Origin of the sequence: Rhodococcus sp. OAS809, assembly GCF_040546695.1 — a bacterium.
In the GTDB taxonomy this organism is placed as follows: Bacteria; Actinomycetota; Actinomycetes; order Mycobacteriales; family Mycobacteriaceae; genus Rhodococcus_F; species Rhodococcus_F qingshengii.
Map to the genome: position 1 here is coordinate 3,851,526 of NZ_JBEPOI010000002.1, position 15,512 is coordinate 3,867,037.

Below are 15,512 nucleotides of genomic sequence, written 5' to 3' on the forward strand. Positions count from 1 at the left end.
GGCGGATTCCACGCGAGTTGCGCAAAAGTCTTGCGATTCACACCGAAGCGCCTTAGGTTAGGGTTACCTCATCATCCGATGGAGTTCGAGAGAACACCCGCCAAGGGGGCAGCATGGCAACGAAGACCAGCACCGGCCCGTCCACCGCCGAACGCGTCCGCAGCGCCTGCGTGCGCGCACAAGACGCAGTTCTCGCCATCGAAGGCAGCGATCCCACCGTCACGTCGGTGCATCACCTGCGTTCGAACGGTGACGTCGTCGTTGCAGTCCCACATGCCTCCGCAGCTGCGGCCCTGGCCTGGAACTCCGGCGGCGGCGGCCTGCCTGCCGTCCTCGAGATCACCGATCACGCACCACTGCGGCTGCGTGAGCCCGTACGCTCCCTCGTGTGGCTTCGCGGCTCGTTGCACGCCGTGCCCGACTACGAGGCACGCGTTCTCGCCGACGACGTCGCATCCGAACATCCACACCCGGGGCTCCTCGACATCGGCCACACCTCGGTCCTCCTTCGCTTGAGCCTGGCCTCGGCTGTAGTCGCTGATTCAACGGGGGCAGAACCCGTCGCCGTGGACGAACTGATGAACGCCAGCCCCGATCCCTTCTGGGAAATGGAGACCGCATGGCTGCAGCATCTCGACGAAGACCACCGCGACCTCGTGGACCTGCTCGTGCGCAAGCTTCCCCCGTACATGCGCACCGGACGCGTTCGCCCACTCGGCATCGACCGCTACGGACTTCGCCTGCGGGTCGAGGATCACACCGGTGACCGCGACGTGTGGATGCCGTTCGCCAACCCCGTCGACGACGCTCCCGCGCTGAGCCGCGCCATCCGCACGCTGGTCGGGTGCCCTTTCCTCAACGGCCTCCGATCAGGCGGCGCATCAAACGGCTAGCGTTGCGCGGGTGAATGCCCGCGAAACCGTCCGCACCTGGTTACGGCCGCCGACTCCCGTCCCGGCCGGCCCGGAACTCGATCCGACCGCCAGACGCGGAGTCTGGATCGAGATCACCATCGTTCTGCTGGTCACGTTCGGACTCAGCGGATTGTCCGGGATCCTCTCGCTCGCCGAATCCTTGGCGACGCCGGTTGCGCTCTCGGATCAGACGGTTGCACTCAACCCGTCGCGGGCCGCCATCGACTGGATCGACCTGGCGCGCCAATTGCTGGGCGTCGCAAAGCTTCTCGCGTGGGCAGCGCTGGGACTCTATCTACTGTGGCGTTCGGGGATCGGTCCACGTGCTGCGGGACTGACTCCCAAGCCTCGATTCGGGCGCGACATCGCTCCGGGATTCGGCCTCGCCGCTGTGATCGGTCTCCCCGGTCTGCTGTTCTATCTCGTGGCTCAGGCACTGAGCATCAACCTCACCGTCCAGGCCAGTGCGCTCGACGATCACTGGTGGCGGGTGCCGATCCTCGTACTGTCCGCGATCGCGAACTCCGGTTGCCGAAGAGGTACTGGTCGTCGCCTACCTGATCACTCGCCTCCGAACGCTGGGTTGGAGCGAGAACAAATCACTGCTCGCGTCGTCACTCCTGCGCGGCAGTTACCACCTCTATCAGGGGTTCGGTGGCGGCGTCGGAAACGTGATCATGGGGCTCGTGTTCGGCCGGTACTGGCAGCGCACCGGGAAACTCTGGCCGCTGGTCATCGCCCACGCTCTCATCGACATGGTGGCGTTCATCGGTTACGCCCTCCTGCGCGATCACGTCTCCTGGCTGCCGTGACCGGTACCGTGAACTGGTGACCGGCGACTCCGAATATCCTCAGCGCCCTCCGCGGCGCCAGCCGCCAGGGCCACCTCCGCGTGGACCGATGCCTCCGAGGCAGAACCCTCCACGCCAGAATCCACCCCGTCAGGGCCCACCCCCGCAGCGGCGTCCACCGATGCCGCCGGAAGGGCCGACGGTCATTCGCCGCGACGGACGCCCGCAGCAGCAGAATCCGGCCAATCAGGCCTGGTCACAGGTCCCACCACAAGCGCCGCAGCAGCCCAGGCGTGAGGACTGGGCGCCGACCCAGCGCCCACAACCGTTTCAGGACGACCCGCGCAGGCAGGGGCCGCCGCGTCAGGATCCGCAGCGCCAGGCGAAGTACGCGCCCGCACCGCCGCGCCGAACCCCGCCGAACGCCCCGCCGCGCCCTCCAGAACCTCCGAAGCAGCGACGCCCCCGCAAGCGTCGTAGCTGGGGTAAACGTATCGGCATCACGTTGTTGGTCTTGCTGCTCGCGCTGGCCGGCGCGCTCTATTACGTCGACAGTTCGCTCAATCGAATCGACGCGCTGCCCGACTACGCGGGACGCGTCGCCGATACTCCGGGCACGAACTGGCTGATCGTCGGCTCCGACAGTCGTGAGGGGCTCACCCCCGAGCAGGAGCAAGCCCTTGCGACGGGCGGCGACACCGGTCCCAAGCGCACTGACACGGTCATCTTGGTCCACGTCCCCAAAAGTGGGAAGACGACCATGGTCAGCATCCCCCGCGATTCGTACGTTCCCATCCCCGGCTACGGCTCCGACAAGATCAACGCCGCCTTCGCCTTCGGTGGCGCTCCATTGCTCGTGCAGACCGTCGAAGAGGCAACGGGGCTTCGCATCGACCACTACGCCGAGATCGGATTCAGCGGGTTCGCCGGCATCGTCGACGCCGTCGGTGGCGTCAACGTGTGCCTGGCACAGCCGATCGACGATCCGCTGGCCGGGATCAACCTCCCCGCCGGATGCCAGGACTTGAAGGGTTCGGACGCACTCGGGTTCGTGCGAACTCGCGCGACGGCGCTCGCCGACCTCGACCGCATGAACAACCAGCGCCAGTTCATGTCGGCGTTGCTGTCGAAGGCGACGAGTCCGACCACGTTCCTCAATCCGTTCCGGTTGTGGCCACTCGTCTCCGATACCGCCAAGTCTCTACAGGTCGACGAAGGCGATCACATCTGGAATCTGGCCTCACTCGCCTGGGCGCTTCGCGGCGGGATGACCACCACGACGGTTCCGGTCGCCGGTTTCGAGGACGTGGACGGTTCGGGCAACGTGTTGTTGTGGGACAAGGCGCGCGCTTCGCAGTTCTTCGACGCCCTGGCCAACGATCAGCAGATTCCACAGGATCTGATCACCACGGGGTAATCGCCCTGAGTTCCGGTAGTACCGCGGGAGGACAAGCCCGGCGAACAAATCGCTTTCCGGCAGGACGCGGAATCGGCGGCCGAAAAATACCGTGAAGGTATGAACACAACACACCGCCGATTCCGCACTCTCGCCGTCGTTGCCGCCGCCGTCGGAGCTGCTGCACTCGTGACGTCCTGCTCCGGAACCTTCGAGAAGTTCGACGACTCCAAGGCGTACAAGAAAACCGAAACCTTCTCTTTTGCACAAGCATCCAACGGAATCGACACACTGCCGAGTTGGGTTCCCGCCGGCGCAACGGGTATCGACGAGGTCATCCGCACCACCGGCGACGAACGCATCCTGCGAATGACTGCGAACATCGCGGAGATAGATCACAACAGCTGCATCGCACGACCCACCGTCGAAACTCGTCCCGCATCGTTGTCCGCACAGTGGTGGCCGACGGGGGTCGAGAAGGGCAGTTCTTTTCAGTGCGGCGATTGGTACGTCGGCGAAAAGGACTCGTTCGTCTACGGGTACCGACCGGAAACTGTGGGCTTCGTCATCGATCAGCTCGACAAGAAGTAGCTCCCTCTCAGCGGCGACGACCCAGTAACCTGTTGGGATGACACAGGCGAAGAACTCGAGCGAATTCACCACTCTGCTGCGTCAGCAGATCCGTAACGAGTTCACTGCATCGCAGCAGTACATCGCGGTAGCGGTGTACTTCGATGCACACGATCTTCCGCAGATGGCCGCGCGCTTCTACAGCCAGGCCACCGAGGAGCGCGGTCACGCGATGATGATGATCCAGTACCTGCTCGACAACGACCTCGACGTGGACGTTCCGGGCATCGACGACGTCGTGACGAAGTTCGACAGTGTCCGGGCTCCGGTCGAGTTGGCACTCGAGCAGGAGAAGACGGTCACGGAGCAGATCACGCAGCTGGCACGCACCGCGCGCGATACCGGCGACTACCTGGGCGAGCAGTTCATGCAGTGGTTCCTCAAGGAACAGGTCGAGGAAGTGGCAAGCATGACAACACTTCTCACCATCGTCGACCGCGCCGGCGACAACCTGTTCCACCTCGAAACGTTTGTCGCACGCGAGATGAACACCCCGGCCGCTGCCGACGCAATGGCTCCGACGCCCGCCGGCGGCGGCGTCTGAGGGCCACCGGCCTACCGAGTCTCAGGCCGCTCGGCGGCGTTCAGTGATCTGAGGAAATTGTTGTACGCCTCAAGATCACTGTCGCCGTCGATCTCGGCGCGGCGGTCCAGGTCGGCATTCATCCGTTTGTCGTCGCGGTTCCAGCGCATCGCGAAGATCACGACCACCACCAGAGCGACGGGCTCTCCGTACGACCACGCGAGGGCGCCCGCCAGCTGCTGATCCTGCATCACGTCCACGCCCCACTCCGGAGGCGGATCCACGAACGTGGTCAGCAGCGGCTTTGTCGCCATCATGAGTACGACGCCGATGAACACGTGCAGCGGCATCTCCACGAACAGGTCGAAACACCGGCCGAGGTAGCTCTGTCGCACCGGCAGTGGGCCGGTGGCGAGCACCGGCATGATGAAGAGCAGACCGCTGGCGAGAAAGAAGATCTCGAGAAAGACGTGTCCAGCCGGTAACGCCGAGACGGTGTCGAAGATCGGCGACAGGTAGATCCCGTAGTAGCTGAACAGAAATACCGGGATCGTGAACCCGGGGTGCAGCATCCACCGCGCCGGCGGGCTGCGCAATGCCGAGAGGGCAAGCGCGAGAATGCCTTTTCCTATTCCTCGGTGCGGCGTCGAACGTAGTAGCAGCAGTCCCGGCGAGCCCAGTACCCAGAGCGGCGGGATCGCCATCGAGAGCGTCAGGTGTTGGAACATCCAGACGCTGAAGAGTTCGTAGCCGTAGCTCTCGACCTTCAGTCCGGTCACCGCGATCAGCAGCAGGCACCCACCGAGGAAACACGCTGTCCGATACCACGGCCATGGTCGCCCACTCGCGCGAACTCGCTGAGCGCCAGTCCAATACCAGAGTGCAAGAACAACTCCCAGGGCAGGAAGAAGCGGGAGGGATGAGGTATCCCACTCCAGCATCTGCCCGATCGACGGCGGCGGCGCGTCATTCACGAACGCTTCACCGGCGGGTCCTCCTTCGTCTCCATGCGGGTACCGTCGACTCTACACCTAACTACTATGTTGAATAGTATTTAGGAATTCGACGGAAGGTACAGGTGCACAGCAGTGTCCAGAAGCATGAAGATATCCGCCGCCCTGATCGCGGTGTTCGCGGTAGCACTGATCACGTTCATCACCGTCGATCCGATTCGGGCAGACAACGAGAACGCCGATCGGGCAGCACAATCCACCGCCGTCCTCACCGACGACGCGTACCGATTGACCTCGGCCGCCGATGGCAAGGTGAACCTGGTCGAATTCCTCGACTTCGAATGCGAAGCCTGCCTCGCACTGTACCCGACGATGGAGCGGATCAGAGCGGAGTACGAGGATCGAATCACGTTCGGCATCAGATACTTTCCGATTCCGAGTCACACCAACAGCACTCTCGCGGCGCAGGTCGTCGAATCCGCATCTCGCCAGGGCAAATTCGTCGAGATGTACAAGCGAATGTACGAGACGCAGTCGCAATGGGGTGAATCCGCCGAATCACAGGAGGCGCTGTTCCGTTCCTACGCACAAGATCTCGGACTTGACATGGCCCGATTCGAATCCGACCTCGGCAGCCGCGGCGTCCGCGAGCGGGTCGAGCGCGACTTCGAAGAAGGCCGACGCCTCGGCGTCCAAGGTACTCCGACGCTGTTCCTCAACGACGTGAAGCTGGACCAGATGCCGAGCTACGAGCAGTTGAAAGCCCAGATCGATTCGGCCTTGGGAGAATGATCAGGTCAGAACAGCGCAGATCCCCGCGGAGACGGCCACCGTCACGGCTGCGGCAACGGCCGTCGTGACAGCGGCCGGCACACAGGCCGCCACCGCGCAGGTCAGTCGCCGAGGCGACGCCACGTCGCCGTCGACCAGGGAACTCAATCGCACCGCGGTCGCGCTGCCGCGATCGCTCAAGCTCCAGTCCGGCTGAGGAAGCGGCGATTTCGACACCACGGCAAGGGCGGAACGCACCGCAGCCGGGCTGGTGACGCGAGCGGCGTGTCTGTCCGCCGACAGTTCGACGATCGCGCCGACGGCAGCGGGTGCCGCCGCGAACAACGGCACTCGCGGAAGAACAGCGGCCAAGACTTCGCACGCACCGACAATTCGGTGATGACCGCCGCTCAGGTGTGCACGCTCGTGCGCGAGGACAGCATCCCGCTCGCCTCCACTGAGAGCGGATGACAAGCCTTGCGTCGCAACAACAAATCCAGGCTTTCCGGCGACGCTGTACGCCATAGGCAGCGGATGATCCAGCCACAACACGTCGGACTCCGAGTTGTCGCGGCGCGCGACGATCGAGAGAACATCACGATGGAAATCTCGGACCCTCGCGTGCTCACGTGCCTGCTTGCGGCCGGCCAGCACGATCCGAACAGCGATCACACCCACCACAGCAACGGCTGTGCCGGTGATCAGTTCACCCACCCATGAACTCGTGCCGTGCGCGAAGGCGCTGAAACACCGAGCGATACCGTCGACCAGCCCCTCGACCGGCGCGTGGCTCGGCCACACCAGAACCAAGACCGCGGAGAGAGCGAGATACAGAGCCGACGCCATGCTGCCGAGCCACGCCGCGAGCAGCACCGCCGGTGACAACGCCGAGGAAACGGCTCGCAACACTCTCGGAACCAGGAATCCCACGAGCATCGCACCGAGAAACATCGGCAACGCCAATGTCATTGCACACCTTCCCCGGAAAGACCCCGGCGCAGGGCCTCGTTCTCGGCATCTGTCATGGTCTTGGCGAAGTGCAACAGCACGGCAGCGGAATCGGAACTGCTGTCCAACAATTCGCGCAGTGCTCTGGATGTGGCCTCTTCACGGCTGCGACTCGGCCGATAGAAGTAGGCGCGACTCTTCTTCTCACGACTCACCCAGCCCTTGTCGAAGAGATGCGTCACGACGGTCAGGATGGTGGTGTACGCAAGTTGTCGACGCTCACCCAGGGTCTCGACCAGATCCTTGACCGAGAGCGCGTCGTCGGACTGCCAGAGCACATCCATGACCTCGGCTTCGAGTCCGCCAAGCCCCTGCATTGCTCCTCCATCGCGTCGTGACAGAACTTCAGTCGCCCGTGGTCATCTCCCCGAACGACACGCCCCGGGAATTCAGGTACGCGAGCGGATCGGTCTTCTGTCCGTCAGGTTGCCACACCTCGTAGTGCAGGTGTGGTCCTGTCGATTGTCCACGATTGCCCACGGTCGCGATCAGCTCACCCGCCCGCACCTTCTGACCCGCAACCACGAGCGCCTCGTTGATGTGTCCGTAGACGCCGACGGTCCCGTCGTCCTGCTGGATGCGGACCCAGAGCCCGAATCCCGCGGCGGGACCGGATTCGAGCACAACACCGTCGGTCGCCGACACGATGGGCGTTCCGATCGCGTTCGCGATGTCGAGACCGTAGTGGGTGGTTCCCCACCGTGGACCGAAGTTGGACGTCATCGTCCCGCTGACGGGGGCCATCACCTGTGGCTTTTCGGCCTCGTACACCAGCGCCGCTCGCTCGGATTCGAGTTGTCGCGTCTTGCCGAGTTGTTCGGCTATTCCGGCAAGATCCGTCGACCGGACAAGGTCGAGGATCTCCGGCGCCGACACCGCAGATGCATCCTCGACTACGACCGACGGCGGCGACGCGTGCCCGATGGAAGTGCCGGACGCGAGGATTGCACCCGTCGCCACGGAAACCGCGGCCATGCGCCCGCCGGGTCTGATCGGCTCGGATTTTCGATGTCTTCCCACTTCTCGGTCCTCGCGTCGATGACAAATGAAGGTCTACGCCGCCACCTTACAACTATGTTGCATAGTTTTTAAGACATGCACTATTGCGCATATATGCATATGTGTCTAGGCTGGCGTCGACGAAAGGACCTTCGATGTCACACGGACACGGGCACGGAATCTCCCCCGCCGAGGCTGCGACCAGCAACAGCGGCAAGCATGTCAACAAACTGTGGATCGCCGCCGGCCTCGGGTTGGTGACCTTCGTGCTGCAGGTGACGGTCGGCCTCTTCACCTCGTCACTGGCCCTGCTCTCGGACTCGGCGCACGTGTTCACAGACATCTTCGGCATCTTCATGGCGCTCGCCGCGATCCTCGTCGCACAGCGTGCCGCCCGGCGCCCCGACCGTACTTTCGGCATGTACCGCACGGAAGTGTTTGCGGCACTGGCCAATGCGATCCTGCTCTTCGCAGTCGCCGGGTGGGTGCTTTACGAGGCCGCCAGCCGCTTCACGGATCCGCCCGAGGTTCCCGGCCTTCCCGTCGCGACAGTCGCCGTCGTCGGTCTGGCGATGAACGTCATCGCCTTCCTCATGCTGCGCAGCGGCGCGAAGGAAAGCATCAACATCCGCGGCGCCTACCTCGAAGTCATGGCGGACATGGTCGGGTCCATCGGCGTCCTGGTCAGCGGCTTGGTCACGCTTGCGTTCGGTTGGCGCTACGCCGACCCCGTCATCGGCGTCGCGATCGGCCTCTTCGTCTTGCCACGTGCCTTCAACCTGGGCCGCCACGCCGTTCGCATCCTCCTCCAGCAGGCTCCCGACCGCATCGACGTCACCTCGATCATCGAGAAGATCAACGCTCTGCCGGGAGTCGTCGACGCGCACGATCTGCACGTCTGGACACTCACCTCGGGGATGGAAGTTGCTTCCGTTCACGTCACCGCGGTCAGTGACGCCGATCCCACAACGGTGCTCGCAGCAACCCGAACCTTGCTTGCCGAGGAATTCGAACTGGGGCACGCCACCGTACAGGTGGAACTACAGGGAAGCGACGGTAAATGCGCGGAACTCGCCTGGTGAAATGGACATTCCTAAATGAAACATTCGAATTCACCGGGCTCGATAACCTCACCGAATTCGAAGAAAAATTAGGTCTTCTTTAGTTTGGGAACGCTTACCACAATAAGGTCATACTGGGATGACAGGGCCTCTGACCTGCACTATCTTGGAATTCATGACTTCTGGGGAGACTCACATGACCAAATTCCACGCACTACTCCGAGACCAGATTCGCAACGAGTTCAACGCTTCGCATCAGTACATCGCGACAGCGGTTTACTTCGACAATGCGGATCTGCCACAGCTGGCAAAGCACTTCTACAAGCAGGCTGTGGAAGAGCGTAACCACGCCATGATGATCGTTCAGTATTTCCTCGATCGCGACATCAATGTCGAACTCACCGGCGTCGACGCCGCGAAGGCCGACTTCAAGGATGCCCGCGAGCCCATCGCTCTCGCGCTGACGCAGGAGAAGACGGTCACCGAGCAAATCGTCCAGCTCGCGAGCACTGCCCGCGAAGAAGGCGACTACCTCGGCGAGCAGTTCATGCAGTGGTTCCTCAAGGAGCAGGTCGAGGAAGTTGCAAGCATGACAACACTTCTCACCATCGCGGACCGCGCAGGCGCCAACCTGTTCGACCTCGAAGACTTCGTGTCCCGCGAGATGAGCACCGTCGGTGACACCACCGGTGCACCGAGCGCAGCCGGCGGAACCATCTAGCCTGCAGCACTCACGGATTTTGCCCTCGAGCCGAACGGTTCGCTGCCTGCCAGCAGGATCGAACTGATCAGCTCGGGGGCATCTGTCATCGGTACGTGCCCAAGGCCGGGCAGAACCATCAACTTTGCCTGCGGGAACGGCTTTTTCACGCGCTGCGCCTGATACACGGGCAGGATGAGATCGCGTCGACCCCACGCAACCGTCACCGGCACAGTGGGATCCACGATGGGCGGCAGCACGAAGTCCATCTCGAGACCGAGATCGACGAGTTCGTTCGACACGAGCGAACGGCAGTCGGCCAACGCCGCTGCATAACCGACATGACTCGGATGAGCGAAGAACGCGGCGAGCGCCGGATAGCGAATCAGCTTGTACCGCAATGCGCGTGGCAATCCGTCACCCATGAGCTTGGCTGTGCCGCGCAGTGCACGGAACGTGTTGATCGCTCGCACCTGATCGAGGTGATTGACAAAGAACCCGGCCGGCGAAAGAGCTGTCGCCGACGCGACATCTCCGCGCGCTGCCAGCGAGAGGGCAATCCAGCCGCCGAGGGAGTTTCCCGCGACGTGGGCACGCTCCCCCGCCGGCGTCACTTCCTTGACGAACTCACTGACATCGTCGATCAGCTGTCCCATGACGTCCGGACCGAGTTCGGGCAGCAGCGACTCTCCGTGACCCGGCAGGTCGACGGTGACGACGCGGCGGTACGGCGTCAGCTGGTCCAAAAGCGAATCCCACGCCTGCCGTCGATGGACGATGCCATGGACGAGCACAAGCGTGGGACCACTACCGGAGATGTCATGCGACAAGGTCATGTCACCAACATTAACCGTAACTTCGCGTAACGCCTATAGTTCGGGCGAAAAAATCAGCGCAGCGTGACCTGACGACCACGAAGTCCGTCGCGCGAGCGAAGCTCGGCCGAGGTCAGCGGAGCATCGACGGCCAGAGCCTCGGCAAGACGCTCACCGAGCTCGACGGTTGCCGCTACCCACTCGTTTGCATGCTTTTCGCGGTCGAGGTCGAAGACGGGAACCAACAGGCCGTGGGTGCGGAACGAGCCTGCGTAGCGCGAGCCCTCACCCAGATGCAGTCCACCGGTCGCGTGCACGCGCGCCAGCGCGAGCATCAGGTCGTCTTCGCTCTCGGGACGAACCCAACGCAGGTGCGCCTTCTCGCCGGCGTCGACCCACCACGCGGCAACGAGGCCGTCGCCTTCGAGGCGTGCAGAGGGCATGATCGCCGAGTTGGCGTGCTGCACGGTGGCGGCAACCTCGGGATCGGTTTCGACGCCCTCGGGGATCCACCAGTTGAAGTTCTGGTGCACGGTGATGTCGAGCAGTGCCGAGGGATCGACGACAGCGGTGACTGCGGGGGTCTCGGAATCGGGGTTCGCGGCAGAAAGCGCGTCGCCGGGGGCCGCGTGCTTGATCCAGTTCACCGAAGCGGCGAGGTCTGCGCCGAGGTCGGCCGAGTGCGCCTGAACCTGGACACCGACAAATCCTGTGGCCGTCTCGCCCTCGTCGCGGACGAGTGCGGCAACAGCGCCGGGGAGGACCGTTGCCAACGTGACGGGACGGTCGGAGCCGATGACCGGCAACGGAGCCGTGGCGGACGGAACGAATTCGCGCAGCGCGACCAGATCGCACTCGGCGGCAAGGCCCTCGAACGGGCGGCTGACTACGCCGGCAGCGGCTTCACGCTCTGCTTGGCGTGCCGCCAGCTTCTCTGCGCGTGCGCTGCCCTGCTTCGGTCCACTGTTTCTTTTGCTCTTCTTGGCCACGAGGGCAAAATCTACACGCTGCCCAGCCATTGCTTCGTGCGCCCGGGATGGTTGGTGGCAACCCAACTGACCCCGAGCTCACGACACAGGTCCACATCCGCCTTGTCGTCGACGGTCCAGCAGTACGTCGCGCGACCCGCAGCGGCGGCCCGATCGACCAGATCGGGATGTTCGCGCAGCGCCTTGATCGACGGCCCGATCGCCGTAGCGCCCACAGCCGTCGACGCACCGCCGCCGAGGTACCGCGACGCGTCACCGAGCAGGACCGTCGGCAGCAGCGGCGCCGAACGACGCACTCGCCAGACCGCACTCGCCGAGAAAGACATGACGACAGCGCGCGAGTGATCGGCCGACGGCGGTGACGCGATCCCGAAGCGGTGCAGTTCCGCCAGGAGTTTGGCTTCGACCAATCCGCCGAACCTCACGGGGTGCTTGGTCTCGATGAACAGCTTCACCGGGCGCGCAAAATCCAGAGCGAGGGTGATGAGGTCGGAGAGAGTCAGCAGTTCGGCCGGTTCGCTCGTCGACCCGTAGTCCAGAGCGTTCAGCGAATCGAGCGTCATCTCGCTGACGATCCCCGTGCCGCTGGAGGTGCGGTCGACCTTGCGGTCGTGAACGCAGACCAGGTGTCCGTCGCGGGTGAGCCGGACGTCGCATTCGAGCCCGTCGGCACCCTCCTCGAGGGCCAGTTCGTAGGCGGCGAGGGTGTGCTCCGGCCGCGCAGCCGACGCACCTCGGTGCGCAACGACGAGTGGACCTCGACGATCTGGGCTCACAGGGCAGCGGTCTCCTTCTCGTCCAGCACCGTCTTCTCTTCCAGCACCGTCTTTTCTTCCAGCACCGAGCGCGGCACTGGCACCCACCGGGTTTCCGATTCCGGTTCACCGCGCCAGCTCTTGCGCTCGATCCGGCGGATCACGACGAGTGTCAACGCCGCGGTGACGGCAGCGATCAGTGCGATGAAAGCGTTCAGCAGAACCCCGTCGGCCATTGCCTGAATCCCCGGGCGTGATCGCCAGTACGCGTTGACCACCAGCAGCAGAGCGCTGAATCCCCAGAAGCCCCACCAGATCTTGACCAGCAGGGTTCCGCGCGGATCGCGGCGGACCAACTCGAAGAGATAAACGGCCGGCATCACCAGGTTGAGGATCGGCACAGCGCAGCCGACGACAACTTCCGACGCTGTGCGTGGATCGGATTCCCGGGCACCTGCGAAGTGTTCACGACGCCGACGAAGCAGCCAGCACACAGCGGCGATTGCCGCGAAGACCGAGATCAGCAGTCCACCCAACTGAGTGAAGTACACGGCGGCGTCGGAGACCGTGAGCAGCGACTGCGGGATCAGCCTGGTGCGGTTGCGGACCAGGATCGCGTATCTGCCCAGTTCGGCGAACACTGCCAGTCCGTAGAGGATCGTTGCGAGCGTCAGCAACGGCCCGACTCGGTCGGCCATCCGGTCCGCTCGCGAGGGCGGCACCGGTGAGTTGTCGACGACGTCCTGGAGTCCCCACTGCGGGACAGCGTCGTAGCGCGGAGTGGAGAAGCTACGACGCACTGGTGCGTCCCCCACGCCGCGGGGGTCGGACGGGGAGCGCGCGATCCAGCGGAAGCCACGGCGGTTGGGCGGTTGGTAGATCTCGGTGCGGGTGGGGATCAGCAGGACGCCGCTGCAGCGCGGGCACCACTGCGTCGGGCCGCCGACGACAGGCCAGCGTGCGGCGCACCGGGCGCAGACCTGAACGACACTCACAACTTCGATTCTGTCACGCCGTATCGGTAACGGCAGCAAATGGATTCACTCCCGATTTGTGATCGAACCTCCACCGCGTTCACCTGCATTGTTCGAATAATGTGACCTCCGCCACTTAAAAACTCGAGTTATCCACAGTTTCCACAGGTTCATCCACAGTTCTGGATGAATGAATCGGGCTTTATCCACAGGTCACGGGCAAGACCCTGAGAATTTGCTGACAGGTGTTAGCGAACGATGCACAGGCTCGAGGATGAATTTGACACCGCAGGTCAGTGAACTTTCGGGCGTCGACGTCATTTATCCCGGCAAAGTTCACAATCCATTCAGAAATTGCTCCCGAAAAGACAGAAAAGACCGATATCCCCTTTTTATGAGAAGTCGGTTTTTGACACACCTGGAAGCATGACCGTCGATGACTTCTCCACAGCCCGAGCCAACTCTGACGTTCACCCCGAGACGGGTCACGCAGCTCGCGTTCGTGTTGATCGGATGTCAGCTCGTCATTCGCATCTGGGTTGCCGCGAGCAATTACTTCTACTGGGACGACCTCATCCTGATGGGCCGTGGAGGACGCTTCCCACTCTTCTCGAGCGAACTCCTGCTCTACGACCACGACGGTCACTTCATGCCCGCGGCCTTCTTCTTCACCGGGTTGATCGCCCGTTTCGCGCCGTACAACTGGGCGCTGTCGGCGGCACTGCTCGTCGTCGGTCAGGCCGCCGCGTCGTTGGCGCTTCTGCGCACTCTTCGGTTGGTCCTCGGCCGGCGACCGGCACTGTTGATTCCGTTGATCCTGTATCTGTTCGTCCCGCTGACACTTCCGGCGTTCTCGTGGTGGGCAGCCGCGCTCAATGCATTGCCGCTCCAGATCGCGCTGGCCTGGGCATGCGGCGACGCGATCAAGCTGTACCGCACCGGGCAGGTGCGCTACGTGTTCTCGGGCACCGCGGTTTTTGTCGTCTCCTTGCTGTTCTTCGAGAAAGCAGTGCTCGTTCCGTTCGTCGCACTCGCTTTTCTGGTGCTGTACTTGCGCACACAAGGTGAAGGAACGCCGATACGAAGTGCGGTCACGAAGTGCCGACTCCTGTGGACGGCCTCTGCCGCCGTGCTCGCGTTCTGGATTCCGGTGTATCTGACAACTGTCGAATCTCCGATCACCGGATACGGCCGTTCGATGTCCACCGAACTGCTGCATCACGGAACGTCTTTGGGGATGCTTCCCACTCTTCTCGGCGGCCCCTGGCGCTGGGAGCGGTGGATCCCCAGCCCCGCCTGGGCCGATCCGCCGACGCTTTTGGTGGTCGCAGCCTGGGCCGCGCTGCTGACGACGGCCGTGATGACAGTGCGTGCCCGACGCGGCGCTGCCTGGATCTGGGTCGCCGCGGCGCTGTACTTCCTGGCCTCAGTGGTGGCGATGACCGCTACCCGATCCGACGCCGACACCACGTACGAGTTGGCGCAGACCTTGCGTTACTTCACGGATTCGGCGACGGTGTTCGCCCTCGCCGCCGCTTTGATTCTCGCTGCGCCTCGGCGACGTCCGGCCCGTATACCCGTCGCAGTCGCCGCCGGCCTGTCAGTGCTCTTCGTGATCAGTTCGCTCGTCTCGACCGTCACGTTCGTCGACATCTGGCGCGAGAACCCGACCCGCGACTACCTCGCGAACGCGCGAATGTCGTTGTCACAGAATCAGGATGCTCCACTGCTCGAGCAACCCGTCGCGATCGAAGTGCTCCTTCCCGTCGCCTTTCCGAACAATTTGGCAAGCAACGTTCTCGCGCCGCTGCCTGATCGCCCCGAATTCTCTTCCAGCACTCCGATTCTGCGCACCATCGACGACAGCGGTCAGATCGTCGATGCCGAAGTGACCTGGACGAGAAGGATTCCCGAAGGAACGGCGCCGAACTGCGGCACCCGTGCCGAAGGCCCGACCGAGCTCCCCCTCGACGGCCCCCTGGCCGGCTGGGAATGGACGGTTCAGCTCAATTACCTCGCCAGCGCCGACGGAACGATCGATGTTGCGTTGGAGTCCGGTGACGCAGTATCGGTACCCGTGACGCAGAGTTTGCACTCGGCATTCGTGCGCCTGGTCGGCCACGGAAACAGTGTGAAGATCACGCCGACAACGCCGGGACTTACGCTGTGTTTCGGCGCCGGACAAGTCGGTGCCGTCGTCCCGACCTCCGCAAAATAGTGGCAGAGTGGAAGT

The 15,512-nt window shown here is 63.4% G+C and carries 16 protein-coding genes and 1 pseudogene; 9 read left to right on the plus strand and 8 right to left on the minus strand.

Going from position 1 to position 15,512, the window contains the following annotated elements; translation table 11 throughout:
* Positions 1-113 precede the first annotated feature (113 nt).
* The 5 genes and pseudogenes from ABIE52_RS21005 (at position 114) to ABIE52_RS21025 (ending at position 4,275) form a co-directional block, all read left to right on the plus strand.
* Positions 114-893 carry a DUF2470 domain-containing protein gene (locus ABIE52_RS21005; RefSeq protein ID WP_192712858.1) on the plus strand — a complete coding sequence of 260 codons (780 nt, stop codon included), beginning with the start codon at positions 114-116 and terminating at the stop codon, positions 891-893.
* Positions 894-903: 10 nt separating this feature from the next.
* Positions 904-1,726, plus strand: a pseudogene (locus ABIE52_RS21010) (CPBP family intramembrane glutamic endopeptidase).
* Positions 1,727-1,886: 160 nt separating this feature from the next.
* Positions 1,887-3,122, plus strand: a complete 1,236-nt coding sequence (locus tag ABIE52_RS21015; RefSeq protein WP_192712857.1) for an LCP family protein — start codon at positions 1,887-1,889, stop codon at positions 3,120-3,122.
* A gap of 99 nt (positions 3,123-3,221) precedes the next feature.
* Entirely contained in the window at positions 3,222-3,692 is a 471-nt protein-coding gene (locus tag ABIE52_RS21020; RefSeq protein ID WP_192712856.1) for a hypothetical protein, read from the plus strand.
* A gap of 37 nt (positions 3,693-3,729) precedes the next feature.
* Complete coding sequence (locus ABIE52_RS21025) at positions 3,730-4,275, plus strand: ferritin (RefSeq protein ID WP_003944176.1); 546 nt, start codon at positions 3,730-3,732, stop codon at positions 4,273-4,275.
* 11 nt (positions 4,276-4,286) lie between these two features.
* On the opposite strand, the gene ABIE52_RS21030 is transcribed toward ABIE52_RS21025, so the two are convergent.
* Complete coding sequence (locus ABIE52_RS21030) at positions 4,287-5,228, minus strand: cytochrome c oxidase assembly protein (protein WP_042453191.1); 942 nt, start codon at positions 5,226-5,228, stop codon at positions 4,287-4,289.
* A gap of 126 nt (positions 5,229-5,354) precedes the next feature.
* Between ABIE52_RS21030 and ABIE52_RS21035 the strand changes: the two genes are divergently transcribed.
* Positions 5,355-5,999 (plus strand): DsbA family protein, encoded by a 645-nt coding sequence (locus ABIE52_RS21035; RefSeq protein ID WP_030535837.1) that lies wholly within the window; start codon positions 5,355-5,357, stop codon positions 5,997-5,999.
* Here the strand turns inward: ABIE52_RS21035 and ABIE52_RS21040 are convergent, their stop codons facing one another.
* The 3 genes from ABIE52_RS21040 to ABIE52_RS21050 are packed head-to-tail and all read right to left on the minus strand — an operon-like array spanning position 6,000 to position 7,961.
* Entirely contained in the window at positions 6,000-6,947 is a 948-nt protein-coding gene (locus ABIE52_RS21040) for a M56 family metallopeptidase (RefSeq protein WP_007736002.1), read from the minus strand.
* Positions 6,944-7,303: a BlaI/MecI/CopY family transcriptional regulator gene (locus ABIE52_RS21045; RefSeq protein ID WP_030535838.1), complete on the minus strand. Its 360-nt coding sequence runs from the start codon at positions 7,301-7,303 to the stop codon at positions 6,944-6,946. The genes ABIE52_RS21040 and ABIE52_RS21045 overlap by 4 nt, the downstream gene beginning before the upstream one ends.
* Before the next feature lie 28 nt (positions 7,304-7,331).
* Positions 7,332-7,961, minus strand: coding sequence for a M23 family metallopeptidase (locus ABIE52_RS21050; RefSeq protein WP_064073603.1), 630 nt, complete (start codon positions 7,959-7,961; stop codon positions 7,332-7,334).
* A 179-nt stretch (positions 7,962-8,140) separates the two neighbouring features.
* Between ABIE52_RS21050 and ABIE52_RS21055 the strand changes: the two genes are divergently transcribed.
* Together ABIE52_RS21055 and ABIE52_RS21060 are read left to right on the plus strand one after the other, a co-directional pair.
* The gene (locus ABIE52_RS21055) at positions 8,141-9,067 is read left to right on the plus strand and encodes a cation diffusion facilitator family transporter (RefSeq protein ID WP_054782294.1); all 927 of its coding nucleotides are present in this window, start codon (positions 8,141-8,143) and stop codon (positions 9,065-9,067) included.
* 154 nt (positions 9,068-9,221) lie between these two features.
* Positions 9,222-9,767: a ferritin gene (locus ABIE52_RS21060; protein ID WP_030535839.1), complete on the plus strand. Its 546-nt coding sequence runs from the start codon at positions 9,222-9,224 to the stop codon at positions 9,765-9,767.
* Here ABIE52_RS21060 and ABIE52_RS21065 read toward each other — a convergent pair.
* The 4 genes from ABIE52_RS21065 to ABIE52_RS21080 are packed head-to-tail and all read right to left on the minus strand — an operon-like array spanning position 9,764 to position 13,300.
* On the minus strand, positions 9,764-10,582 hold the full coding sequence (locus ABIE52_RS21065) for an alpha/beta fold hydrolase (protein ID WP_003944129.1): 819 nt from the start codon (positions 10,580-10,582) through the stop codon (positions 9,764-9,766). The genes ABIE52_RS21060 and ABIE52_RS21065 overlap by 4 nt on opposite strands.
* A 53-nt stretch (positions 10,583-10,635) precedes the next feature.
* On the minus strand, positions 10,636-11,550 hold the full coding sequence (locus ABIE52_RS21070; protein ID WP_192712855.1) for a DUF5926 family protein: 915 nt from the start codon (positions 11,548-11,550) through the stop codon (positions 10,636-10,638).
* A gap of 11 nt (positions 11,551-11,561) precedes the next feature.
* Positions 11,562-12,326, minus strand: coding sequence for a glycerophosphodiester phosphodiesterase (locus ABIE52_RS21075; protein ID WP_003944175.1), 765 nt, complete (start codon positions 12,324-12,326; stop codon positions 11,562-11,564).
* Positions 12,323-13,300: a DUF4328 domain-containing protein gene (locus ABIE52_RS21080; protein ID WP_192712854.1), complete on the minus strand. Its 978-nt coding sequence runs from the start codon at positions 13,298-13,300 to the stop codon at positions 12,323-12,325. Before ABIE52_RS21080 ends, ABIE52_RS21075 begins: the two co-directional genes overlap by 4 nt.
* Positions 13,301-13,715: 415 nt before the next feature.
* Between ABIE52_RS21080 and ABIE52_RS21085 the strand changes: the two genes are divergently transcribed.
* Positions 13,716-15,497: a hypothetical protein gene (locus tag ABIE52_RS21085; RefSeq protein ID WP_192712853.1), complete on the plus strand. Its 1,782-nt coding sequence runs from the start codon at positions 13,716-13,718 to the stop codon at positions 15,495-15,497.
* Positions 15,498-15,512: the final 15 nt, after the last annotated feature.

Excerpts from the sequence above, each read along its gene's own strand:
- ABIE52_RS21015 (WP_192712857.1), top strand. The coding sequence starts at position 1,887 with ATGCCGCCGGAAGGGCCGACGGTCATTCGCCGCGACGGACGCCCGCAG.
- ABIE52_RS21045 (WP_030535838.1), bottom strand. The coding sequence starts at position 7,303 with ATGCAGGGGCTTGGCGGACTCGAAGCCGAGGTCATGGATGTGCTCTGG.
- ABIE52_RS21025 (WP_003944176.1), top strand. The coding sequence starts at position 3,730 with ATGACACAGGCGAAGAACTCGAGCGAATTCACCACTCTGCTGCGTCAG.
- ABIE52_RS21085 (WP_192712853.1), top strand. The coding sequence starts at position 13,716 with ATGACTTCTCCACAGCCCGAGCCAACTCTGACGTTCACCCCGAGACGG.
- ABIE52_RS21055 (WP_054782294.1), top strand. The coding sequence starts at position 8,141 with ATGTCACACGGACACGGGCACGGAATCTCCCCCGCCGAGGCTGCGACC.
- ABIE52_RS21005 (WP_192712858.1), top strand. The coding sequence starts at position 114 with ATGGCAACGAAGACCAGCACCGGCCCGTCCACCGCCGAACGCGTCCGC.
- ABIE52_RS21020 (WP_192712856.1), top strand. The coding sequence starts at position 3,222 with ATGAACACAACACACCGCCGATTCCGCACTCTCGCCGTCGTTGCCGCC.
- ABIE52_RS21040 (WP_007736002.1), bottom strand. The coding sequence starts at position 6,947 with ATGACATTGGCGTTGCCGATGTTTCTCGGTGCGATGCTCGTGGGATTC.
- ABIE52_RS21060 (WP_030535839.1), top strand. The coding sequence starts at position 9,222 with ATGACTTCTGGGGAGACTCACATGACCAAATTCCACGCACTACTCCGA.
- ABIE52_RS21035 (WP_030535837.1), top strand. The coding sequence starts at position 5,355 with ATGAAGATATCCGCCGCCCTGATCGCGGTGTTCGCGGTAGCACTGATC.
- ABIE52_RS21050 (WP_064073603.1), bottom strand. The coding sequence starts at position 7,961 with ATGGCCGCGGTTTCCGTGGCGACGGGTGCAATCCTCGCGTCCGGCACT.
- ABIE52_RS21065 (WP_003944129.1), bottom strand. The coding sequence starts at position 10,582 with ATGACCTTGTCGCATGACATCTCCGGTAGTGGTCCCACGCTTGTGCTC.